Source organism: uncultured Gimesia sp., assembly GCF_963972345.1.
GTDB lineage: Bacteria > Planctomycetota > Planctomycetia > Planctomycetales > Planctomycetaceae > Gimesia.
The window spans coordinates 15,085-38,648 of sequence record NZ_CAXAVM010000047.1 but is presented as its reverse complement, the minus strand read 5'-3'; the positions used below and the strand labels follow the sequence as shown (position 1 = coordinate 38,648).

At 51.6% G+C, this 23,564-nt stretch carries 15 protein-coding genes; 11 read left to right on the top strand and 4 right to left on the bottom strand.

Going from position 1 to position 23,564, the window contains the following annotated elements; translation table 11 throughout:
- The coding region (locus tag AACZ40_RS10480; protein ID WP_339674387.1) for a c-type cytochrome at positions 1-1,136 on the top strand (1,136 nt) is incomplete at its 5' end.
- A gap of 78 nt (positions 1,137-1,214) precedes the next feature.
- Here AACZ40_RS10480 and AACZ40_RS10475 read toward each other — a convergent pair.
- Together AACZ40_RS10475 and AACZ40_RS10470 are read right to left on the bottom strand one after the other, a co-directional pair.
- Positions 1,215-1,646 (bottom strand): carboxypeptidase-like regulatory domain-containing protein, encoded by a 432-nt coding sequence (locus tag AACZ40_RS10475; protein WP_291168558.1) that lies wholly within the window; start codon positions 1,644-1,646, stop codon positions 1,215-1,217.
- Positions 1,647-1,840: 194 nt separating this feature from the next.
- Positions 1,841-2,845 (bottom strand): DUF1559 domain-containing protein, encoded by a 1,005-nt coding sequence (locus AACZ40_RS10470; RefSeq protein WP_291168556.1) that lies wholly within the window; start codon positions 2,843-2,845, stop codon positions 1,841-1,843.
- Positions 2,846-3,334: 489 nt separating this feature from the next.
- Between AACZ40_RS10470 and AACZ40_RS10465 the strand changes: the two genes are divergently transcribed.
- The 6 genes from AACZ40_RS10465 (at position 3,335) to AACZ40_RS10440 (ending at position 15,121) form a co-directional block, all read left to right on the top strand.
- Positions 3,335-3,892, top strand: coding sequence for a sigma-70 family RNA polymerase sigma factor (locus AACZ40_RS10465; RefSeq protein WP_291168554.1), 558 nt, complete (start codon positions 3,335-3,337; stop codon positions 3,890-3,892).
- Positions 3,889-5,589: a FecR domain-containing protein gene (locus AACZ40_RS10460; RefSeq protein WP_291168552.1), complete on the top strand. Its 1,701-nt coding sequence runs from the start codon at positions 3,889-3,891 to the stop codon at positions 5,587-5,589. Before AACZ40_RS10465 ends, AACZ40_RS10460 begins: the two co-directional genes overlap by 4 nt.
- 78 nt (positions 5,590-5,667) lie before the next feature.
- Positions 5,668-8,898, top strand: coding sequence for a DUF1549 domain-containing protein (locus AACZ40_RS10455; protein ID WP_291168550.1), 3,231 nt, complete (start codon positions 5,668-5,670; stop codon positions 8,896-8,898).
- Positions 8,899-8,939: 41 nt separating this feature from the next.
- The gene (locus AACZ40_RS10450) at positions 8,940-10,376 is read left to right on the top strand and encodes a DUF1501 domain-containing protein (protein ID WP_291168548.1); all 1,437 of its coding nucleotides are present in this window, start codon (positions 8,940-8,942) and stop codon (positions 10,374-10,376) included.
- 291 nt (positions 10,377-10,667) lie between these two features.
- On the top strand, positions 10,668-13,577 hold the full coding sequence (locus AACZ40_RS10445) for a PSD1 and planctomycete cytochrome C domain-containing protein (protein WP_291168546.1): 2,910 nt from the start codon (positions 10,668-10,670) through the stop codon (positions 13,575-13,577).
- A 68-nt stretch (positions 13,578-13,645) separates the two neighbouring features.
- Complete coding sequence (locus AACZ40_RS10440) at positions 13,646-15,121, top strand: DUF1501 domain-containing protein (RefSeq protein WP_291168544.1); 1,476 nt, start codon at positions 13,646-13,648, stop codon at positions 15,119-15,121.
- Positions 15,122-15,199: 78 nt separating this feature from the next.
- On the opposite strand, the gene AACZ40_RS10435 is transcribed toward AACZ40_RS10440, so the two are convergent.
- Positions 15,200-16,396, bottom strand: coding sequence for a RidA family protein (locus AACZ40_RS10435; protein ID WP_291168542.1), 1,197 nt, complete (start codon positions 16,394-16,396; stop codon positions 15,200-15,202).
- A gap of 70 nt (positions 16,397-16,466) precedes the next feature.
- Positions 16,467-18,428 (bottom strand): prolyl oligopeptidase family serine peptidase, encoded by a 1,962-nt coding sequence (locus tag AACZ40_RS10430; RefSeq protein WP_339674382.1) that lies wholly within the window; start codon positions 18,426-18,428, stop codon positions 16,467-16,469.
- A 315-nt stretch (positions 18,429-18,743) separates the two neighbouring features.
- Here AACZ40_RS10430 and AACZ40_RS10425 point away from each other — a divergent pair, with 315 nt between their 5' ends.
- The 4 genes from AACZ40_RS10425 to AACZ40_RS10410 all read left to right on the top strand — a co-directional run bounded on the left by AACZ40_RS10425 (position 18,744) and on the right by AACZ40_RS10410 (position 23,426).
- Positions 18,744-19,451 (top strand): hypothetical protein, encoded by a 708-nt coding sequence (locus tag AACZ40_RS10425; RefSeq protein ID WP_291168538.1) that lies wholly within the window; start codon positions 18,744-18,746, stop codon positions 19,449-19,451.
- Between the two features lie 67 nt (positions 19,452-19,518).
- Positions 19,519-20,211, top strand: a complete 693-nt coding sequence (locus AACZ40_RS10420; RefSeq protein WP_291168536.1) for a hypothetical protein — start codon at positions 19,519-19,521, stop codon at positions 20,209-20,211.
- Between the two features lie 59 nt (positions 20,212-20,270).
- Complete coding sequence (locus AACZ40_RS10415) at positions 20,271-21,017, top strand: hypothetical protein (RefSeq protein ID WP_291168534.1); 747 nt, start codon at positions 20,271-20,273, stop codon at positions 21,015-21,017.
- A gap of 360 nt (positions 21,018-21,377) precedes the next feature.
- Entirely contained in the window at positions 21,378-23,426 is a 2,049-nt protein-coding gene (locus AACZ40_RS10410) for a flagellar basal body P-ring protein FlgI (RefSeq protein ID WP_291168532.1), read from the top strand.
- The last annotated feature ends 138 nt before the right edge of the window (positions 23,427-23,564 follow it).

Genomic DNA, 23,564 nt, shown 5'->3' with positions numbered 1-23,564 from the left:
CCGGCAGCCCCGCCGCAAAACCGCTGTTGAGTCAGCTGTCGAATGTGATCGGAACCAGGCAGCAGCTTCCCGAAGTCAAACAGATTCTGGAACTGACTGCCAGCTACGAGTCTCCCGGTCAACCACAGGTGTCGGCAGCGCTGCAGGATACGGTGATTTTAGCAATTGGTCAGGGGTTGAAACGGAGCGGAAAAACATTGTTGATATTTCCCGCAGATGATCAGGGCCAGGCTGCGGAAATGCTGCGGCGACGGATTGCCAATGCCAGGCAGACGGCCGCTGATCGGAGTCAACCACTGGAAGTGCGGCAGCAGGCGATTGAACTCTTAAGCTGTACCGATCTCATGCAGGCAGAAGCATCTTTGATATCGCTGCTGGATGCGCGGGAACCCCAGGCGATTCAAACCGCAGTCGTGGCAGCACTCACCAGCTTTTCTGATACAAAAATTGCCGAGCTGCTGCTGGAACGCTATCCCTCGTTAACGCCCTCTGTCCGCACAGAAATAGTGAATCAACTCTTACGCAGGCAGAACTGGATTCTCAGACTGTTTGCCGCAATCGCAGATCGAACTGTTTCGATCGCGCAGATTCCGCAGGTCAGGCGTACGATTCTGATGAAGAGCCCTAACCCCGAAATCAAACAGCAGGCAGAAAAATTATTCGCCGGGGATACCTTGGGCCCGCGTCGTGAAATCATTGCCGCCTATCAGCCCGCATTGGATTTGAAAACAGACCTGGCAGCCGGCAAAGTCATATTCAAACGGGAGTGTCTGACCTGTCATAAACTGGGAAAAGAAGGCTATGAAGTCGGTCCGAATTTAGCGACCATCAAAAACCGGACCGCATCGGAAATCCTGGTGCATGTACTGGATCCCAACAAGGAAGTTTCGCCGAACTATCTGGAATATGTGGTGGTGACCGATGTGGGGCTCATTGAAACCGGTATTATTGTCAATGAGACTCCGTCCAGTATCACTTTGAAAAAAGCCGAGAATAAGGAAATTACGATACTGCGGGAGAATATTGAAGAGATACGCAGTTCCGGTAAATCGTTAATGCCCGAAGGCTTTGAAAAGAAAATCAAAACCCGGGAAATGGCAGATCTGATTGCCTATCTGATGGCATTGGAAAACTGAAGCGATTGAAATCAAAACGGGCCCTGGAGAAAAGTAATTTCCTTCAGCGCCTGGCGGCTGAGTGTGATGGATCTCTCATCAGTCGGATGTCAGTTCAAAATCAATCTGATTGTCGCCTGCCTGAATCTCTTCGGACAAGGTGCTTTCAGAATTGTATTTCGCCGGAATGTTTTCCTTGAACGGCGTGGCTTCTTCACCGCCTGCTTCTTCAGCGCTGTCAGCCTGTGCGGTAGTAATGCTGATTTGATGCGTCCCCAGTTTGGCGCCGCGGGTATCGCCCACATACAGCAGATCGTACTGACCGTCGTCATTGGTAATCGCCATGGAAGACCGCCCTTTTTCCGGACTGAATACCACCATCGCTCCGGCCAGTGGTTCACCATCCAGGGTCACCGTGCCGTTGACATTTCCCAGGTCCGGCTGGTCACTCGCCTCGCCGCCACATCCTGTGATGAACAGACACAGGATATACATACATAGAATCCGCAATGAAATTTCTTTGGAAAGCATGAAAGTCTCCTGAACGCAGTAAATCTGAATCATGTGAATGAAAATTCACAAAGTGACGCATCATAGAGGTGCTGCTGTGGAATTCCAACTCACCCGTCTGTTTCCTGTTTACGGTAGATGTCAACGAACAGAGACAGGCAGTCTGTGTTCTGCCTGTCTCTGGATGAATTGAATTAACAAGTCAAAGCGATTGCTTAATACTCGCCTGTGATATTTCCATCGCTGATCCCGATGAGATATTCGAACGTACTGTCAGCGGGAATTGTGGCTGCATTGTGATCGATGTTTTCACTGAGGAAAACAACCCGGCCGTCACCAAACAGGAAGTGGGCGCCTCCGACATGTTTACTGCTGAAGGCAATCCGTCCCTGGCCCGTCGATGCATTCGCATTGATGGGAGCAGCACCTCCCCCCATGATGGCAATCAGTCCCTGGTTGGAACTCGAACCGGATGAACTGATCGCGGGGCCTGTGGCGTTGTAGTCACGGGTGGCATACATTGCACCGGCGAAGGCTTTGACACTCCCTACAGAATAAGCCCGTTCGCCTGCCATAATCACATTACTGCTGCCATCGCTGAAGTCACGCAGGCGGACATCACTGTTTCGATAGAAGGCACCGTTGGCATGGTTGGTTGGATTCGTACCACTGTCCTTCTTTAAGCCGAAGGAATTGTTAGCGACGATATAATTGGTGACTGCCAGTCCATATTCAGTTCCAGCGGCTGACATGATTTTGCGTCCCAGTTCTTCATGCGTCCGCGGACCCGTGTCCGAGGGGCAGCGAAATGCGGGCAGCGTCTGTTGCATGGTATTGCGGATGGCAGAGGTATTCAGCATGGTGGAGGCCGGTACGGTGCCCACATTGAGCTGATTGAACAGTGGGGCCTGATCGATATAGGGCAGCACCAGTGCATTCCAGACCCAGTGCCCCTGGTTGTCTGCAATGGAGCCCCCGTTTGCAGGCAGTTGTTCTTCAACATATCCGGGAGGAAAGGTGCGGAACGTTTCATGGTAATTGTGTAATGCGAGACCAATCTGCTTGAGATTGTTTTTACAGGTGCTTCGGCGGGCGGCTTCACGCGCCTGTTGTACCGCAGGCAGTAACAGCGCAATTAAAATGGCAATGATGGCGATGACGACCAGCAGTTCAATCAGGGTAAAACCCCGCTGACAATTCAAGCGGCTGAATTTCTTCATGGCAATGACCTGTCTTTCTAAAACGAGACTGATGATGAGATTTTCAACTGGAGCAGATAAGTAGAAATAATGAATCCAGCGAAACGATATATTTTGTGATGGGAGCCCGGTCAAAAATCGAACAGGCGAATGTACAGGTATGCGAGGAGGATTCACCAACCTGAAAACAGGTGGACAAGATGGAGTCTGTCCCTGAAAGGCATTCGTACGCATCTACTGGCGTTTACCTCTGTTTTTCCAGGTAAACTGGAATTGGCTTCAGAAATCACATTGGTGTATACTTATGGATACAGCCTGGGTCGGTTTGCAGGGTTTTGAGGGCGAAATGCGTCCTTCAGGGCAGTGATCCGGAAATCTCTATCAATTTCAACAGATTGCGGGGGTAATTCGCCTGTTCCCTGTACGATTGCCTTACAGGGAGAGTTTTGTTTTTGAATTTGTAGTCAGGAATAACTATCATATTATTACCGGTTGAATGAAGTCATCTGCATGAACATTGAACAGGAACCGACAGCCCTGCCCGACGAACTCCATGTGAAATTTCTCCATGTGTTCACGCAGCATCGAAATCAGATCTACTCCTACATTTTTTCGTTGCTGCCCAACCGGGATGATGCGGAAGACGTATTTCAGAGAACCAGCCTGATTCTCTGGAAAAAATTTGCTGACTATGATGAAACCTGCAGTTTTTTTTCCTGGGCCTGCGGCGTTGCTTTTTATGAAGTCAAAAACTTCATGCGTGTAGCCCAGAGAAAACGGTTGCAGTTTCGGGATGATGTCATCCAGCAACTGGCGGATGAACGTGCTGAGATTCCACAGCTCAAACTGGATCAGCGTGCTACCGCGTTAGAAGAGTGTATGCAAAAGCTGAAAGAGAAAGATCGCAAGCTGGTAAACCAGGTCTATCGTGATCAGGTCCCCGTGAAAGATTTAGCAGAAGTCGCCGGAGCTGCGATACAGACTCTGTATAACAGGCTCAATCAGATTCGTCGTCAATTAACTCGCTGTATAGAACGTACCGTCGCTTATACAGGAGAGGGAAAATGAATCAAGACAATAAACATAATGAAAAGCTGTATGAGCTCTTCGGTGCGCTGTGCAACCAGACCATCACAGGTGAGCAGCATCAGCAGCTCGAAGACATGCTCTCTACCGATGCAGATGCCAGGCAGAAATATTTCAACTATCTCGACCTGCATCTGAATCTGGAGCGCATGCACGACGAGCAGCCCATTTCCGATTTTGAGTTTCAGATCCAGACACCGCTGGTTCCCGCTGCCCATACACAGGCGCCACCGGGTCAGCCCGGGAAAACAACTTCCGCATTGTGGCTGCTGATCTCCGCTGCCTGCCTGGTACTGGTGACAGGTTTTCTTGTTTTCGATCAGTCTCCACCTGCCGCTCCGCAACTCGGTCAGGATCTCCCTCAACCTGATATGAAAACTCCTGCTGTCGCCGCTGTCACTCAGACCGCCGCCGTCCGGTTTGCCGAAGGTTCTCCTTCCCTGAAAGTCGGTTCCCCCATCGTGAACCGCCAGGAATATGCGATCTCGGCCGGACAGCTGCAGCTGATTTTTAGCAACGGGGCCGAGGTCATTCTGACCGGACCTGCCGTCTTTGAAAGCCAGGGGCCAGAGCATCTCGCGGTGCGTTACGGTGCCTGTTCCGTCTATGCCCCCGATGGTGCCGAAGGGTTTACCGTTGAAACACCACTCTCCAATGTCGTTGATTACGGCACCCGGTTTTCTGTCAATGTCTCTGAGGCGGGTAATACCGACGTGCAGGTCGTCGAAGGGGAAACCGATGTACGGCCTGTGAAACTCAAGCCCGAAAGTGAAGTCAAATCACAGCGGTTGACCCGTGGTATGGCGCAGCGCTTAACCACCAATAACGGGATTGTGGTCGATGAAATCCCGTTCGATCACAAACAGTATGTGTCGCAGCTGCCTGATCGGATCGTTAGTTATACAACCACCCTGGGCCCCGAACAACGCGCGGAAGATTTGAAATGCGTCACAGTGCAGCGGGGGGGGAAATCCTGTCAGTATGAAGTCGATGATCTGATTGGAATCGAACTCATTCATTATACCGGGAAATCCTTCCTGACCCGCAATGATGGTGTTGATCCCGGCAGCGATGGGAATCCGCAGACATTGCGACGGCATCTGCTGGAGCAGGATCGTTGCCTGCTGACCGGTGTGGTCAATCCCGGCGGATCCACGTCGCCCTTGACTGCGCCGCCCGTCATGAATGAACAGGACGATCCCGCTCACCCCAACACTCCCGGGATGGCCATCCATTTTCGAGAGCCGGTGGTCAATGATCTCGGACCGGATATTGTCCTGTTTGATCTACAGGTTATCGTACACTCCACCACCGGAGATGCTTTTTATGCATCACCACTGCCGTTCACGGATAAATCCAAAACCCACCTGATTCAAAAATTTGATATCGATCTCGCTTCGCCCGAAGCAAAACCACTGGAGAAGTTCTGGTTGCACATTTTCAATCAGAAGTCAGGCATTCGTTCCCGTGCCGAACTGGAGACTGCCAAAGGCAATGGCGGTAACTGGCATGTCGTAGGCGCCAAGGCGCTCGCGACCGGCATTGATCTGTCTGACCTCGGTTTTGCCGAAGGGGAAACTGTCGAAGGCCTGTTCATCCAGGATGCGCTGGAGGACAGTGATATAATAGATCCCGTCTTTATCGGCGGGCTCCCTCCCCTGAAACAAACACGCAAATAATTTGTAATAACATCTGATACGATTCGAAGATAGATACCCTTTTATTTTCAGCGTCGATAAATGAAAGAGGAATGGTTCATGAGATTCCTGCAAGTCAGTCTGTTACTTTTGCTGTCTGCCAACCTGGTTGTGGCGGAAGAAAAAACCAAGCCCGCAGATCCCAACGGCAATCAACGGCAGCTGCATTTCTTTGAAAAAGAAATCCGCCCCCTGCTGATTAAACATTGTCTGGAATGCCACGGCGATAAAAAGCAAAAAGGAGAGCTGCGCCTCGATTCGCTCAAAGCCATGCTGACCGGTGGTGAGAGTGGCCCCTCCATTGTCCCTGGCAAATCGCATGAAAGTCTGCTGGTTGAAGCGATCAACTACGAATCGTATGAGATGCCGCCGGATGAAAAACTGGCTGATAAAGAAATCGCCGCACTCACACAATGGATCGATACCGGCGCTTACTGGCCGGAAAACGCAGACTACGTCATCAAGCAGCGAAAGCTGGAAACATTCTTCACCGAAGAAGACCGTAACTTCTGGGTGTTTCAGCCCGTCAAGCAGACAGACGTTCCCGAGGTCCAGGCACAGGACTGGTCGAAAAATCCGGTTGACGCGTTCATCTTTAACCGTCTGAAAAAAGAAGGCTTGCAACCCGCCGGCGCAGCCAGTCGTACCACGTTGATTCGACGTGCTTACTATGATCTGATCGGCCTGCCTCCGACCGTGGAACAGATCAACGCCTTCGTAAATGACCCTTCACCCGATGCCTGGCCGCGGCTGATTGAAGAGCTGCTGGAGAGCCCGCATTATGGTGAAAAATGGGCTCGACACTGGCTGGACGTGGTTCGCTATGCCGAATCAGACGGGTTCAACCAGGACGCGTTTCGTCCGGAAATCTGGCGCTACCGGGATTATGTCATCCGCTCATTCAACAGTGATAAACCATACTCGCAATTTGTAAAAGAGCAGCTGGCCGGCGATGAAATTGCACCGGAAGATCCCGAAGCACTTGCGGCGACCGGGTTCCTCAGACATTACCTCTACGAATACAATCAGCGCGATGCACGCACGCAGTGGAATGACATCCTCGACAACATTACCGATGCCACCGGCAATGTTTTTATGGGAATGAGCATGGGCTGTGCCCGCTGTCACGATCATAAATTCGATCCGATTTCCCATCAGGATTATTACCGCCTGCAGGCATTTTTTGCACCGATGATGCCTCGCGACGATGTCCCCTTTGTGACACCGCAGGAACTGGCTGAATACAATCAGAAACAGGATATCTGGGAAAAGAAAACGGCTGACATTCGTGCCCAGATCGAAGAGTTGACAAAGAAATCGCTGGAGGGAGCAGCCCGCAGCCAGATCCAGATGTTCCCAGCCGATATCCAGGCTATCATGGAGAAACCGGAAGAGGAGCGGACCGCTCACGAGCATCAGCTGGCAGACCTTGTTAACCGACAGGTCGAAGATAAACAGAACCGGGCACTGGTTTCACTGAAGAAGAGCGCTAAACCAAACGGCAAAAAATACCAGGAACTGCTCGAACAGCTGGCTGCCTTTGACGACTTGAAACCCAAAGCATTGCCTACCGGCATGAGTGTGACCGACGCCAAAGGCGCGATCCCGGTGACCACAATTCCCGATGACCCGGAACATACACCCATCGTGCCCGGCTTTTTATCCCTCTTGAAGCCCGGTGAAGCGGAAATCGTCCCCATTTCGACGGCCCCCCATTCCACAGGTCGTCGCACGGCGCTGGCGAACTGGATGGTGAATCCTCAGAATCGACTGACTACACGTGTCATTACCAACCGCGTCTGGCAGTATCATTTCGGCACCGGACTGGTAGCAACTGCCAACGATTTCGGCCATATGGGAGAGGCGCCCAGTCATCCCGAACTGCTGGACTGGCTCACGAACTATTTCGTGGAGAATGGCTGGAGCATTAAAAATCTGCATCGCCTGATTATGAACTCCTCGACGTACCGACTGTCCGCGTTCCATCCGGCACCGCGACAGGCCGAATTGAAAGATCCTGCGAACCGACTGCACTGGCGGGCCAACATCCGCCGCCTGAACGCAGAAGATATTCGTGATTCTGCGCTCTTGCTGTCCGGGGAACTGGATACGAAACTGGGAGGGCCTTCCGTCAGTGCGAGTCAGCCACGTCGCAGCATTTATACAATTATGAAACGGAATGTGCAGGACCCTGTTCTGGGTGCCTTCGATCTGCCCGGCGGTATTCAAAGTGTCGCCCAGCGCGATGTGACCACCACTGCCAACCAGGCATTACTGATGATCAACGGCGACTGGTTCCTGAAACGTGCTAAAGCGATGGCCCGCAATGTGCAATCGGAGCCGTTCAATACCGAGGAAGAACTGATCAGTCATCTGCATCAGATGACATTCGGTAAGAAACCGGAGCCGACTGAGATCAAACTGTTTTCGGAATTTCTCGATACTCAACAGAAACGGATTGCAGCTGAATCCGACAGTCAGAAGCAGACCTTCGTGGGGCACATCACTCCCAAAACGGGCGAAGCCATCAAACTGGGGAAAGACTCAAAACTCTCCAGCCTGAGTGCAGGGCCTGCCAGTTCACTGCCCGCGGCAGATCTGACGATTGAAGCCGTCGTGCAGCTGGATTCCATTTATGAAAATGCGTCCGTCAATACGATCGCCGCTCACTGGACCGGCAACTCCCAACAGCAGGGCTGGTCATTCGGGGTCACCAGTCAGAAATCCGCCTACAAACCTCGCAACCTGATTCTGCAACTGGTCGGCGATAACAAACAGGGAAAACTGACTTACGAGGTGGTGCCCTCCAATCTGCATCTGGAACTCCATAAACCCTATTATGTCGCTGCCGCGATCAACATTGCGGATACCAGTGAGAAGGGGATTACGTTCTATGTCAAAGAGCTCTTCTCAGATAAACCGCTGCAGACTGTCTCAGTCAAACATTCTGTCGTGGGAAACTATCGTCCCGATCATAATCTGGTTCTGGGGGGACGCGAGAAAACATCAGGCAGCAGGTGGACGGGGCTGTTGGACAATGTCCGCCTTTGCCAGGCTGCCCTGACGGAACAGCAACTGCTCATCAATCAACCCGATCAGCAGCCGGATGCCACAGTCGCCTTCTGGCAGTTCAAGGATCAGAACAGCCTGTTAAAAAACCAGGTCGCTGGGGCCCTGCGGATCCTGCCTCCTTCGGAAACTTCACTCGGAGCCAGCAACGCACGTCAACAGGCTTTAGCAGATCTCTGTCATGTGCTGTTAAACTCCAACGAATTCCTCTACCTGGATTAATCCGTCGTGACTTACGACAGCAAGAGTAGAAAGATAAACCCATGAGCAATCAGACTCAACAGAATATCAATCGACGTCAGCTTCTGTTTCAGGCCGGCGCAGGTTTCGGCGGAATCGCCTTGAACGCCTTAATGGCCCAACAGGCGCAGAGCGCAGCCATCTCGAGCGGCAAGTCTCTCTCTCCGCTGGCTTCGAAACAGACTCACTTTCCCGCGACTGCGAAAAGTGTGATCTTCCTGTTCATGGAAGGGGGCCCCAGCCATATCGATCTGTTCGACCCCAAACCGGATCTGCAGAAACTGGCAGGCAAACCACTGCCCGAAAGTTTCAAAAAGCCGATTACCGCGATGGGCGAAGTCAATTCACCACTGCTGGCTTCCCAGCGAAAATGGAAGCAGCATGGCGAAGCGGGGACCTGGGTTTCAGACTGGTTGCCACATACTGCGACCTGTGTCGATGACATTGCGGTCCTGCGTGGCTGCTGGACCAATGGCATTAATCATGCTGGTGGTGTCTGCCAGATGAATACATGCATTCCCCTGGCTGGTCGACCTTCACTGGGCAGCTGGGTGACGTACGGCCTGGGAACCGAAAACGACAGCCTGCCTGCCTTCGTTGTCATCCAGGATAATAACGGAACCGTCGTGAACGGCCCCCGTAACTGGGGAACCGCTTTCATTCCCGCCGTCTATCAGGGGACAAGACTCAATGCCGGTAAAACGCCGATCTCGAACCTGTATCGTCCCGAAGATATTTACCCGACGCAGGAAGCCGGCAAACTGGATCTGCTGGCGAAACTGAATCAACGTCATGCTGCTTCCCGCAAACAGCAGTCCGAACTGGATGCCCGGATTGAATCCTACGAACTCGCATTTCGGATGCAGGCTGCTGCTCCCGAAGCCATCGACCTGTCGCAGGAAACCAAAGAGACCCAGGAACTGTACGGCATGGACCAGAAGGAAACCAAGGTCTATGGCACAAACTGCCTGCTGGCGCGTCGCATGGTAGAGCGGGGCGTGCGCTTCGTGCAGCTCTATAACGGAGCCGGCAGTAAATGGGATTCGCACTCAAGCATTGAAAAACGTCATTCCAGTCTCTGCAAAGGGATGGACAAATGCGTGGCCGGCCTGTTGAAGGATCTCAAGCAGCGTGGTCTGCTCGATTCCACTCTCGTTGTCTGGGGCGGCGAATTTGGTCGTACCCCGATGAGTGAAAAAGGGGACGGCCGCGATCATAACCCGACCGGCTTCACCATGTGGATGGCCGGAGGCGGCGTCAAGGGAGGCCAGACGATTGGCGCCACAGACGAACTCGGTCTCTACGCCGTCGAAGACCGGATGCATGTCCGGGATATTCATACCAGCATTTATCATCTGCTGGGGCTGGATAACCTGAAACTTGAATATCGCCACAAAGGCAGCCCTGAACGCCCCACCCTCAATGAAGGGGAATTCATGAAAAAACTGGTCACTGGATGATTAGCGGTGTAACTGTTTATCAGGTAGCAGTTTACGGTGAATATGGTACTGACCGCCGGCGATGAGACACAGAATCTCTCTGTCTGGGACAATCCTGAGAGTTTGACTCTTTTCTATTAATCAAACTCCTGCGAAAATCCTCTCTTGCACTTCGGTCTAAAACCGATACCATAATATATAAGCAACTTTTAGATATTACTCATCTTAAAGTCTGCGATGAGCCCTCCATACATACTATTCATTGAACGTGGATAGCCCTCACTGAAACCATTACCAAGAGAGTCTTCTTCTATGATCGGGCGACTTTTCCTGGCGTCTCTGTTTACCGCTTCTGTCTGTCTGAATTCAGTGCGAGCCGCTGAGCCTGCAGAACAGACATCAAAACTTTCGTTCGAAAACGATGTGCGCAAAATTCTCAAGGTTCACTGTCTGCATTGTCATGGCGAGAATGGCGAGATGGAAGGCAATCTGGACCTGCGCCTGAAGCGGTTCATGCTCAAAGGGGGAGACAGTGGCCCCTCGATCGTGCCTGGAAAAAGCGATCAGAGTGAACTGATTTCCCGAATTGAAGCCGGAGAAATGCCTCCCGAAGGCAAACCGATGCCCGATGAAGAACTGGCAATTCTCAAGCAGTGGGTCAATCAGGGAGCCCACAACATCCGACCTGAGCCCGAGACGATCGGACCCGATTACGTGGCCCCCGACGATCTGGCATTCTGGTCCTTTCAACCCGTGAAGAATTACCCGGTTCCCAAGGTCAAACAATCCACGCTGGTCAAGCAGCCCGTCGATGCCTTTCTGCTCTCGAAGCTGGAAGCAAAAGATCTCACGTTCACTTCGCAGGCGGATAAAACAGTACTGGCCCGACGTGCATTTTACGACCTGACTGGCCTGCCTCCCACGCCCGAAGAACTCAAACAGTTTCTGGATGACAAGAGCCCGGACGCCTACGAAAAGCTGATTGATCGTCTGCTAGCTTCCCCACATTATGGTGAACGCTGGGGCCGACACTGGCTGGACGTCGCCGGCTATGCCGACTCCGAAGGCTACAACAATAAAGATCAGGATCGTCCCTGGGCCTTTCGATACCGGGATTATGTGATTCGTGCCTTCAACGAGGACAAACCCTACGATCAGTTTCTGAAAGAACAACTGGCCGGCGATGAGATGGTCAAGCCCCCCTATCATAAGCTGAGTCCGGAAGAGATGGAAAAACTGGTTGCCACCGGATTTCTCCGTATGGCCCCGGATGGCACAGGCAGTAATCCGGCAGAACGGGAAGTCGCCAAAAATCAGGTGATCATCGACACGGTGGATATCGTTTCCTCTTCGATTTTGGGAATGACCATCGCCTGTGCCCAGTGCCACGATCACAAGTACGATCCGATCCCCCAGAATGATTACTATCGGTTCCGGGCGATTTTCGAGCCGGCTCTGGACTGGAAAAACTGGCGGACTCCCGTCGCCCGGCGCATTTCGATCATGTCGGACGAGGATCGCAAAGTCGCCAATGAACTGGAAGCGGAAGCGAAGAAAGTCCTCGCAGAACGTACCGAACTGGTCAACAAGTTTATCGACCGGACACTGGAACGCGAACTGATGGACGTGCCCGAAGACAAACGGGACGCCATGCGAACTGCCTACAAAACTGCCGGCAAAGAACGCAGCAAAGAGCAGGTGGCGCTGCTCAAAGAGTATCCCCGTATTAATCGTCTGTCTGCCGGTTCGCTGTATCTCTACGATCGCACGCTTCATGAACAGTCGAGCAAAGCGGCTCAAAAAGCCAAGGAACTGGCCAAAACGCTGGTAGAAAAAATCGAAAAAGAAACGCTGGATAAGATACCCGCCGAGAAGAAGGCCTTAGCACTGGCTGCGAAAAAAGCAGAAGTCAAAAGCCAGACCGAAGAGCAGAAACAGATTCTGGCGGAATTCCCGGCGTTACTGGTCTCCGTTTCCAATCTGGAAAAGTTCGACCCCCAGGGAGCCGCGGAGATTCAGCATCTCAAAGACGAATCCAAGCGGCTGGCGGATCTCAAAACCACAAAAATCCTGACTGAGTACAGTGACAAAGCGACGGCGATCCGGGATAAGAAACCCAAAGAAGAATTCATCCGCGTACTGACAGAAGTGCCCGGAAAAGTCCCCAAAACGTTCTTCTTCAACCGCGGTGATTTTGAGCAGCCCAAACATGAACTGGAACCTGCCGGGCTGACGGTGATTAAATCCAACCTGGAAAAACCGTTTGAGATTCCTCCAGTCAACAAAGACATCCCGACGACCGGACGGCGGCTCGCGTATGCGAATTACATTACCAACGGTGAGCATCCTCTGACGGCACGTGTGTTTGTGAACCGTCTCTGGCTGCATCACTTTGGAAAAGGCATTGTGGCCTCGCCGACAGATTTCGGCAAACTGGGAATTCCGCCGACTCACCTGGAATTACTGGACTGGCTGGCAAATGATTTTGTGGCCCATGGCTGGAAAATCAAACGCATGCATAAAATGCTGATGACTTCCACCGCTTACATGCAGAGTTCGCAGCGCTCCGATGAATATGATGTCGCCGATCCGGACAATCTGTTGTATGGTCACATGCCCGTTCGTCGCCTGGAAGCCGAAACCATTCGCGACTCCATTATCGCTGTCACCGGGAAACTCAAAACCGAACTGTACGGCGAACCGGTTCCTGTAAAGGAAGACGAAGTCGGGCAGATCGTCGTGGGCCTTGCCAATGTTGACTCAGCCGGTCGTCAGGGGAAAAACCTGAAGATGGATGATCGCAAGTTCCGTCGCAGTATCTACGTCACCGTCAGTCGCAGCAAACCGCTGGCCGTGCTCGATATGTTTGATGCACCCAAGATGGAGCCGAACTGTGAGAAACGTTCTTCTTCAACCGTCGCACCACAGTCACTGCTGATGATGAACAGCGCGTTCATGGTCGAAAATGCCGAGTTGTTCGCAGAACGACTGTTGAAAGAAAAAGCCGGCAATAAAGCAGAACAGGTCAAGCTGGCTTGGATGCTGGCCTTCGGTAAAGAGGCATCCACTGAAGAAGTTCAGCAGTCTGTCGAATTTATCGATTCGCAGTTGCCTCAGTTTAAAGATAGAAAAGACAATGCAGGTAAAACTCCTGAGCATCTGGCACTGGCGACATTCTGTCAGGCATTACTCAGCAGTAACGGCTTCCTGTATGTAGACTGATTCAGCTTCACTGAAACTGTGATCTGAAAATGAAATTTTGAATCCGGTAAGAATAACGGTATCGAATTATGAATAAACAATCGATTTCAGCACCTCACTCCAGGCGGCATTTTCTGGCTTCCGGTTCCATGGGCATCGGATCGCTGGCTCTGTCCTGGCTATTGAACCAGGAACAGGCACACGCCAATCCTGCTGTCGCCCGACCAGATCTCAAACAACCACCGCTGGAAAAGCAGCAATTTGACCTGACCCTCAAGCCCACGCATCATCCTCCCCGTGCCAAAGCCATGATCTCGATGTTCATGCAGGGTGGCCCCAGTCATCTGGATATGTTCGATCCCAAACCGATGCTCCAGAAGTACGATGGCAAAAAGTTTCCGGGTGACATCAAATACGATAACGCGGCCCAGGCCAGTTCGAAAGTATTAGGCAGTCCCTGGAAATTCAGCAAACACGGTAATTGCGGAATGGAGTTATCAGAACTCGTTCCCGGTTTATCGGAAGTCGTGGACGATATCGTGCTGATGCGATCCATGCACACCAGTGTGAATAACCATGGTCAGTCAATCTATGCGATGCACAGCGGTCGCATTCTACCCGGCCGACCGACCCTCGGCAGCTGGTTGACCTACGGCCTGGGAGCCGAATCAGAAAATCTGCCCGCGTATATTGCGATGGTCGATCCCGGCGGTGCACCTGTGCTCGGCGTCGATAACTGGACCAACGGGTGGCTGCCTTCCCTGTACCAGGGAACCGTAATTCGTCCCAAGGAACCACGCATTCTGAATCTGAATGCCCCGCCTCACCTGAGCGGCAAAGCCCAGGAGAAGTACCTCGACTTTCTGGGAAATCTGAATCAGCGTCATTTAAATCAACATCCGGGTGAAGACGATCTCTCGGCACGCATTGCCAGTTACGAACTGGCGGCCAAAATGCAGACCGCAGCTGCTGAGGCGCTGGATCTGAGTAAGGAAACCAAAGCGACGCAGGCCATGTATGGGATCGACGACCCCACCTCAGCCGAATTCGGCAAACGCTGCCTGATCTCCCGCCGCCTGATTGAACGGGGCGTGCGTTTTGTTCAAATCATGACCGGTAACCAGACCTGGGACCATCATACGAATATGCGGACTTCGCTCCCGCTGGCTTGTAAGCGGGTCGACGTTCCGGCTGCAGGCCTGGTGAAAGATCTCAAACAGCGTGGTCTGCTGGATGAAACCCTCGTTCACTGGGGCGGAGAAATGGGCCGCCTGCCTGTGATTCAGAATGACGCAGGTATGGCTAAGCAGGGCCGCGATCATAACACTTACGGCTTCAGCATGTGGCTCGCCGGGGGTGGGCTGAAGGGGGGCATGACATATGGTGAAACCGATGATTTCGGTCATCATGCTATTAAAGACAAAGTCAGCCACAGTGACTATCACGCGACGCTCATGCATCTGTTTGGTCTGGAAGCCGAACGCCTGACCTTTACCCGCAACGGTGCACCACAGACACTGATTGATGGTCAGGAAAATCGCGTGGTGAAAGAAATTATTGCCTGAAGCCGCCTCAAAACAATGCATTAAAAAAACGCCCTGCAGCAACAGGGCGTTTTTTATTTAAGTGATCATAACCGGCCTTTATTTTGCCGGTATCGCAATCATATCCAGCACCAGAATCCGATTCGGCACACCCACACTTTTAACGGTGGCCTTGGAAGCAGCCGGCGGTCGCTTTGGGTTATAGTATTCGGTACGGATCTTACCGAAGTCACCACTGATGCCGTCTTCAGAGACGTAATAAGTCGCTTTCGCCAGGTGCTGCATATCGCTGCCCGCTTCTCCCACAATGGCCTGCAGTTGATTGAAGACGCTGTGAATTCGTGTGGGGTAGTCACCTGGTTCTTTCGAGGTGATGCCCGAGACATAAATCCGGTCACTGACTTCCGCAATCGCGACGCGACTATAGACGGGAGACGCTTTCATGCCGGTCGGAGTTTTATAAGTGACGGTTTCCGCGGGGCGGGAAGCAGGTGCTGCTTCGGGCATGGCGACAATCATTTCGATTTCGATGGGCAGCGATGAAAACCATTCGACCAGTGTGACCGGCGGTCGGCGCTCTTCGGGAAAGATGCCGTCGATCATCTCGTTCACTTCATTGGCCTGGCTCATGGGCGTCATGAACGCTTTGATGTGCACGATGTTCTTCGGTTTCGCACCCAGGTATTCCAGCGTTTCAAACAGTTCTTTCATCGTCTTGATCGCAGCTTCTGATACGGTGTCTGCTTTGACGGCCTGGCCGGATATATATGCCGTCCGACCTGCGGGTAACAGGGCGACACGGAATCCGGAAGGAGCGTCGTTGAAGACTTTGGTTTCTGTCAGCTTACTGGATGAATCTGTCGCAGCGATTGCATCCAGTGCGACAAGCGCTTTGGGATCGGGCAGTTTCGTGACCACGTAGGTGCACGCCGGTTGTGCGATCAGTTCCAGTTCCTTTGCCAGCCGTTGTTGCACTTCCGCGACCAGTTCTTCACGGGCGACATAGATGTTCAACTTCACCAGCTTATTCAGCGAAGAGTCCACCTTTTTCAGCAGATAATCCAGGTTCTTCAACACGAGTGCCGTCTGATCGCCGACGCCCGTTGAAGTGATCATTCCCCCTTTGATATTCAAGGGGAGGATCTGAGAAGTATGCGCCAGGACATCGTCTTTCACGACGACACACAGCGAAGCTCCCGTCTTGGAAGAAGGTTTGAAATACGAGACTTCTGCCCGGGTCAGACCAGTCATTCCCAGAAAAAAAACAGCAATCAGAAATTTTGTCAGATGTTTCATGGTGCAGCCAACTATTTGAAAATGGATTGTTTTTGTGATTCCCCAGTGTGAATCCCGGGAAAGGAACGTTTTATTTTAATCGCCAGAATTCGTCAAAGAAATTCGCGTCAACGACTTTCCCCGGATACTGACTGCCCGCGGGAGTCCGCAAATCGATGATCGCCCAGTCGGGCAGCATCGGCACCTGTCGGGCATTGTTCAGATAAGCGTACTCACGATAAGTGAAGCCGCTGTTGATCACGACATATTTTTCAGGGTTCAATGGATTCGGGAAGATCAGCACCGGAGCACAGTGATCCGCCGGGTATTGTTTATCGCCTACAGTGATCGCATCGGCGGTCCATTGGATCGGCAGTTGATCGGCGATCTTCTTAATGAGCTGGTTACTCTGGGGATCTCCCCACAGGACGAGGTTGCTGGACGCGATTTCTTTATCCGTGATTTCTGCATCTTTCATCACGCGGGCATCGCCGCGGAACTGCTGACGCCAGTGAACGATGGCATGTTCCAGTTCGGACTGAACCCACTTGTCGACGGTCGGAGAGGCACAGGTTCCGGAAGGAGAGACAAAGATAAACGAATCCATAAAGGCATCGTCAATCGGGCCCTGCAGGTTATGTTTCTTCACCAGCTGGCCCGGTTCGTAAGTCGCGGGGCCCACCTGCCAGCTGTCTCCTGATTTATGAAACGAGACTTCCCAGGAACGGTCGGACAGGGGGCGGGGTGCTTCCAGTTTCCTGCCATCCACCTGTACGGTCACCGGTTGAGTCATATCCAGCGGCGATTCGCCGGCTGCCATTTTGAAAGAGAAGGCGGTCACATTTTCCGTTTTGACATCGACGCGGTTGCCACTCAGTAACCGGGCGTCGATCTGGGCCTGCGTCCATTCTTCTTCCATTGCATCCAGCGTGACCCATGCCATACGGTTGTATTTCAGCGTATAGGCGACCAGATGAATGGTGGCTGGCACGCGTTGTCGGCCCACCCGAGCCAGGGAATCCATTTTCTCCTCGATGATGACTTTCGAGTCCGGATGAATTTTATGGGCCGTATCCGGACCGATGATATGCACCATGTCGATGCCCACTTTTTTCAGCGCCTGTTCCATCACATCGGCGGCCTGCTTCTGTCGATCGATTTCCCCGCTGTAAGCGACAGTCGGACATTGAAACAGATTGAGCGCATAGCCAGGGCAGTCATACAGCTGCCATAATTTCTCTTCGTACCAGGTTGGTTTCAGCTTTTCTTCCTGGAAGACCTTGAGAAACAGCGGCGTTTCGGAGAAGCCGGCTCCCGGATTGGCAGCAAACCAGCGGTCGGCGTAATGCACGGCGAACTGCCAGCAGGCAGCGCCTCCCATGGAAAAGCCACGGACAGAAACGCGATCTTCGTCGATGCGGTAATTCTGTTTCGTTGATTCCAGCGCTTCGAGTACATCAATTTCACCGGCGAATTTGAACGCATTGGAATAACGGCCATAAGGATGCAATACAATCGTATCCGCGGGCGTGTATTGTACGCGGGACTGCTGCTGATTGATGAAATTGACTTCGCTCAAACGCTCTCCCCGGCCATGAAACCAGAGATCGCAGCGATAATCGCTCTTACCTGAAAACGTGTAGTTGTCCGGGATGACCAGTCCGTAGGGCTGCACGGTCTGATCGATTTTGGAAATATAGCCCCGCACGACCAGCCCTGTCTGTCGCGTCCAGGGCGCTTCCCCTTTCAACAGCTGGTCAGCCCGTTCCTGTCCCTGTTTCAACAGATTGAGCCCCGTTCCGATTTCCCGTTCGTGAAAGAACTCCTGGTACTCCAGAGCACACCGGACCGCGCGATGATAGATTTCCACATCAGGGATCAACGCTTTGATCCGGGCGTCCCTGCTTTTTCTGAGTTGACCCAGTGACGCCTGTAGTTTCGCCAGCCCCTGTTCCAACTGTTGCTGTTCTGCTGCCGGAACTTCGACCCCCAGTGCGGGGATACGACGTACCTGATCCGGTTTGTTATCCGCCGGCCCATCAGCGGATGTCACTGCTGTGATGCAGAGCACAGCGCACAACGCCGGGAATGTAATTTTAACAATGCATTTTTGTAGAAAAAACATGAGCAGACTCTCACGGGAACTGGGAATGATGTAACTGCTTAAAGCGTCGTGACTAAGCTTGTTCTGTATATCATGTCGGATCGCATGGCATTTGAAAACTGTGACGCGCAAGATAATCCCCGATCGTAAAAAGAGACCAGATCCATCGCAATTGGCATGGACGATCGAAAATCTGTCTGTTAGAACACCAGACAGGCCTGCCCCGGCTATTGAAACTTATTATACAGTCCGTGGAGACAAACCATGTGCAACAACGTTTTCTCAGCGTGTTTGAGTATTCTGTTTCTGCTTCTCCTGACACTTTCCGGCCGCGCAGAAGATTCCAGCTCGAAATCTGACCCGCCTGGCGAAGTGCATACGCTCCAGATACAAGGCATGGAACTCAAGGGGGAGGAAATCGAATACAAGATTCAGCAGGATGGTAAGCATCAAATCAGCTTGCGCGGTCAGGCGGAAATGCAAATTGGCGTGCTCGCAGTTGAAGCAGATCTCATACAGGCGGCCTATACAGATACGAAGGATCTGGTTCTCGATCTGAATGGGCAGGTCAGTATCGTCAGCCCGCTTTCCCAACTGCGTGCCAGGTCAGCGGAAGCCATGTTTGATTTCGGTGCCAAATCGCTTTCACTCAAAGGCACTGAAAAGGAACCCGCGCAGTTGAATCGATATAACAGTTCAATTGTGACTCAGTTAGACGCCCCGGAGATCCAAATTAAACTGTCAGAAAATGTGATCATGTTGATCAAATCACAGGGGCCGATCGAAATCTCAGAGCGGAACCAGACTCCGGCAGATGATTTCCCGGTACTGCAGACAGGCAGTTATGACCTCTTCGGGAATAAGCCATCATCGAACTTCGATCTGCCTGCATCGCAGTTCACTCCGGTCAACGGCAATACATTGTCTGCTCCGGTTCAAGAGTATCCGAGAAAAAATCAGCTGAAAAACTGATGTCTTTCGTCTGAAGTCCTGTGGGCCTCTAAATAAAAGCGCGATCTAAACTGAAACGGAGTTCTATATGTTAATCCGAATGCTAATGGTTGTGATCTGTCTGTTAGAAATTCACTCGTTTTGTCGAGCCGAGTCTGCAGCTCCTGTTCGGATAGGTAAACTAAAAAACTACGCTGCTCTTTCTGCAGAAACGAAAACCCTCAAATTTGGTCCTTTCGTATTGAAAGCAGAAGAACTGAATATCTGGGTCACGCGGGATAATCGAAATGTGATTAGACTCAAAGGGGATGCCCGAGTCCTCTGTGGTGAAACTCGTCTTAAAGCAGATTCGATTTCGGTCATCTACAAAAATGAACAAGATTTGCGGATTCAGCTGACAGGAAATGTAAAGATTGAAAACGAGCGTGATCAACTGCGAATTTCGGCACTGCATGCCAGTCTGGAGTATGGCAGGCGAATATTAATGCTCAGTAGCCGAGAGCGCGGCAGTGTCTCATGGATACGAACTCAGAATCAGCAGACCACCGAGATTAAAGCTTCATATATTCTTATGAAATACAAAGATCTGCATACGATGCTGGTTCAACCGGATGAAAACGTCAGTATTATTGAACGACAGTCAACACCTGAAGATATTGTCAGAGTCGCATCAGCCGAGCCGAGTCAATTCGATTTCTTTGACCAGATTGATATCACTGAGATTAAAATGTTTTCACATGACTGGAGTGTTCGGGCAGAGAAACCTTACCTGCATAAGTAGGTTGTGTGGGGATACAATCAGCTGCCCAATCGACTTTTTAATACTAACGGAGAAACAAAATGACACATCCGCATTTTACGATCGTTCTGGCGCTTGTTTTTGCAGGCAGCTTTTTGAATTCGGGGTTTTCTGAAGAAATCGCGGAATCGAAGGAAGAGAAAAAAACAGTCTCTGCCGCCAAAGTTCAGACATTGCCACTGGATCAAATGATCTTAAGTGGGGAAGAAATCGATGTGAAAATCCATGGGGACGGGAAACGCGTGATTCGTCTGCAGGGGAGAGCGGGAATCAAAATCGATGAAATGTGTTTCTCGGCAGATGTGATAGACGCAACCTGTTCCAGCCATTCTGATCTGAAGCTGGATCTGAAGGGAAATGTGAAAATTATCAGCAGTGCCGATCTGATCAATGCGACTGCTGCTGAAGCCCAATTCGATTTTGGGACGAACTCAATCTCAATGAGTCTCACAGGAACGGAAAAAGAGAACGTCAAACTGATTCGAGGTGTTGGCTCCCGGAATACCCAGATTGAAGCCACCGAAATTCAGGTTCAGTTTAAAGATCAGATTGGCATGCAGCTGAAAACACTGGGAGCGGCTACCTTTACGGAAACAAAAGCGACTCAGTCCAATCCGTTCTCGTTTCCCGGTTCTCGTAAAAAGAACCAGTATCAGCCATTTTCTGCGGATGATCAGTTTGGACCTGCAAAGTTCGAAACTCCCAAATCGAAAAAGAAACCTGCCGGCAAAGTATTTCAGGATAATACGATAACGTTTCCAGAATCAAAGTCGTTCCCTTCGTCGTAAATTCGGTTAATCAAATCAGATACTGTTCGTTCCGCTGATCGCATTGTTCTGCGCAGAGCCTGCCGGCAGGATGACTGCTGGCAGGTGAGAAAATCGCTATTGACCCCTTTTGCCGATTGCAATAAGCTTCCGATCTCCACAAATCTCTCTCAAATCAAATCTCAATTTCTCTTCAGGTTTTCTGCTGTGTCGAGGCCGGCACTGTTTGATTACTCAAGGCAAATTCAGTTGATGTAACTGAACTCGGTCAGGTTCTCTATCGATGCCTGTCTGCTTGGGAATCAACGTCTGTCCGGAAACGGTTTCAGTGGAAAAACAACCATTCTGAAAAGACTATTTTCTCACAAACGGGGTCGTACTGTGAAGAACACTGTCAGTTTATTCGTTGTTGTGCTCATCGTGGCTGCTGGCTTTACGGGTTGTCAGAAACTTAATCTGAATCCGCAGAGCTGGTTGAACTCGGCCAGTATGCGTTCACAAAGTCCGGATGAAGACGACGATTCGTCGGAACTTGAGAAGTTTGAGACCAAGGTCGAAACGCCGTTCATTGGCGAGTACACACAGATTACCGGCAAAAACCTGATTGCGCTGCAGGGCGTAGGTCTGGTCACGGGACTGAACGGGACAGGCGGCAACCCGCCTCCTTCGGTGCACCGTGAAGCGTTACTCCGCGAGATGCGCCGCCGGGGTGTTAAAAATCCAAACCAGATTCTGCGCAGTCCTTCGACGGCGCTGGTCATTGTCAAAGCCTATCTGCCACCACTGATCCGCAAAGGCGAAACCTTCGACGTGGAAGTTTATCTGCCCGGTAACAGTGAAGCAACCAGCCTCGACGGGGGCTGGCTGATGGAATCGTATCTGGCCGAACAGGCGATGATCCAGGGGCGTGGGCTGTTGAAAGGTCACATCCTGGCGAAAGCGGAAGGTTCCATTCTGATTCCTCCCATGTCGGAAGAAGACCGGAAAAAAGGGACCTCCGGACTGCTGCGTCGTGGTCGCATTCTGGCTGGTGGTGCTTCACTTGCGGAAGATCGCGATCTGGCGTTGTACCTCCGCAATGATTTCAAAAGTATTCGAAATGCACAGCGTATTGCCAATCGTATCGGGTCCCGGTTCTATCACTTCGATAAATATGGGATCGAAGAACCTCTGGCCGAAGCCAAGACAGATAAAAAAGTGGTACTCAAGCTGAAACCACGCTACAAACATAATGATTCGCGTTACCTGCAGGTGGTTCGCTATATTGCCTTCCGGGAAACCGATGTGGCACAACGGGTGCGCATGCAGAAACTCACGGACGAGATCAAGATTCCGGAAAAAGCAGAGCGGGCTTCGATTGAGCTGGAAGCGATCGGGAAAAAATCGATACCGATTCTGAAGGCGGCGCTGAAGAGCCCCTTGCTGGAAGTACGTTTCCATGCGGCAGTGGCACTGGCTTACCTGGATGACGGGTCCGGCATCAAGGATCTGGCAGAAGCAGCCCGCGAAGAACCGGCGTTCCGCGTGTACGCCCTGGCCGCCATGTCGGCTCTGGATGAACCAGAAGCACATCTGCATTTGCGGGAACTGATGAGCATGACCAGTGCCGAAACCCGTTACGGTGCCTTCCGCGCACTGTGGACGCTCGATAAAAACGATCCCTTTATTCGTGGCGAAGATATGAACGGCCAGTTCCTGCTGCATGTATTGCAGACCGAACTGGAGACTGTGACGACGCACGATCCGAATGCCAAACCAGGTGGTCCGAAGAATGGCGGTCCGATGATTCACATCACTCACCGAAAACACCCGGAAGTGGTCCTGTTTGGTTCCGAGCAGGAATTCCGCGTGCCGCTTACCGTTCGGGCCGGCAAAGTATTGATCACCGGTGCGCCGGGGGTTGAAGAGCTGACCGTCAGTAAATACGCAGTCGATGAACCCGATCAGCGGAAATTGGTCTCCAAAAATATTGCGGTCGTCATTCGCACCGCGGTAGAAATGGGAGCCAGCTATCCCGACATTGCTCAAATGATTTTGCAGGCACATCAGCAGGGGAACATCGAAGGTCAGGTCGAAATCGATGCCTTACCTGAAGGGGGCCGCATGTATTACCGTCCGGTTCACGACGACTCTCTGCTGGCTCTGAAATCAGGTGACTTGAAGTCAACCAAACCGAAACCGAAAAAGGGTTCGCGGGTGGGAAATCAGAATATGGTCCCCAACATCTTCAACATAGATGTTCCTAAAACAAGTGAATCTAGAAGATCGGAATATGAAGAGGAAGAACCTGACTTCCAGGCAGCGGAAGAGTCAGATGATAAAGGCAAAGCGACTTTGTCCGATTCCCGTAAAGCCGAATCGATTGATGAAGATGATAAGTACGTAAAGCAGACGACCTTCCAGAGCTGGTTCCGGTATTTCAAAAAATAAAAGCAATCGGATCAGCAGATTATGTCCCGTTTTACTGTCGCGTCTCCAGGACGATGTGGACCAGAAATAAGAGATTGAGAGACGCTAGGGTTAAATGTGATTCCTTCTGGATTGATTCTGAATTATGTATGACCACTG

Excerpts from the sequence above, each read along its gene's own strand:
- AACZ40_RS10415 (WP_291168534.1), top strand. The coding sequence starts at position 20,271 with ATGACACATCCGCATTTTACGATCGTTCTGGCGCTTGTTTTTGCAGGC.
- AACZ40_RS10420 (WP_291168536.1), top strand. The coding sequence starts at position 19,519 with ATGTTAATCCGAATGCTAATGGTTGTGATCTGTCTGTTAGAAATTCAC.
- AACZ40_RS10450 (WP_291168548.1), top strand. The coding sequence starts at position 8,940 with ATGAGCAATCAGACTCAACAGAATATCAATCGACGTCAGCTTCTGTTT.
- AACZ40_RS10475 (WP_291168558.1), bottom strand. The coding sequence starts at position 1,646 with ATGCTTTCCAAAGAAATTTCATTGCGGATTCTATGTATGTATATCCTG.
- AACZ40_RS10440 (WP_291168544.1), top strand. The coding sequence starts at position 13,646 with ATGAATAAACAATCGATTTCAGCACCTCACTCCAGGCGGCATTTTCTG.
- AACZ40_RS10470 (WP_291168556.1), bottom strand. The coding sequence starts at position 2,845 with ATGAAGAAATTCAGCCGCTTGAATTGTCAGCGGGGTTTTACCCTGATT.
- AACZ40_RS10455 (WP_291168550.1), top strand. The coding sequence starts at position 5,668 with ATGAGATTCCTGCAAGTCAGTCTGTTACTTTTGCTGTCTGCCAACCTG.
- AACZ40_RS10435 (WP_291168542.1), bottom strand. The coding sequence starts at position 16,396 with ATGAAACATCTGACAAAATTTCTGATTGCTGTTTTTTTTCTGGGAATG.
- AACZ40_RS10460 (WP_291168552.1), top strand. The coding sequence starts at position 3,889 with ATGAATCAAGACAATAAACATAATGAAAAGCTGTATGAGCTCTTCGGT.
- AACZ40_RS10445 (WP_291168546.1), top strand. The coding sequence starts at position 10,668 with ATGATCGGGCGACTTTTCCTGGCGTCTCTGTTTACCGCTTCTGTCTGT.
- AACZ40_RS10465 (WP_291168554.1), top strand. The coding sequence starts at position 3,335 with ATGAACATTGAACAGGAACCGACAGCCCTGCCCGACGAACTCCATGTG.
- AACZ40_RS10425 (WP_291168538.1), top strand. The coding sequence starts at position 18,744 with ATGTGCAACAACGTTTTCTCAGCGTGTTTGAGTATTCTGTTTCTGCTT.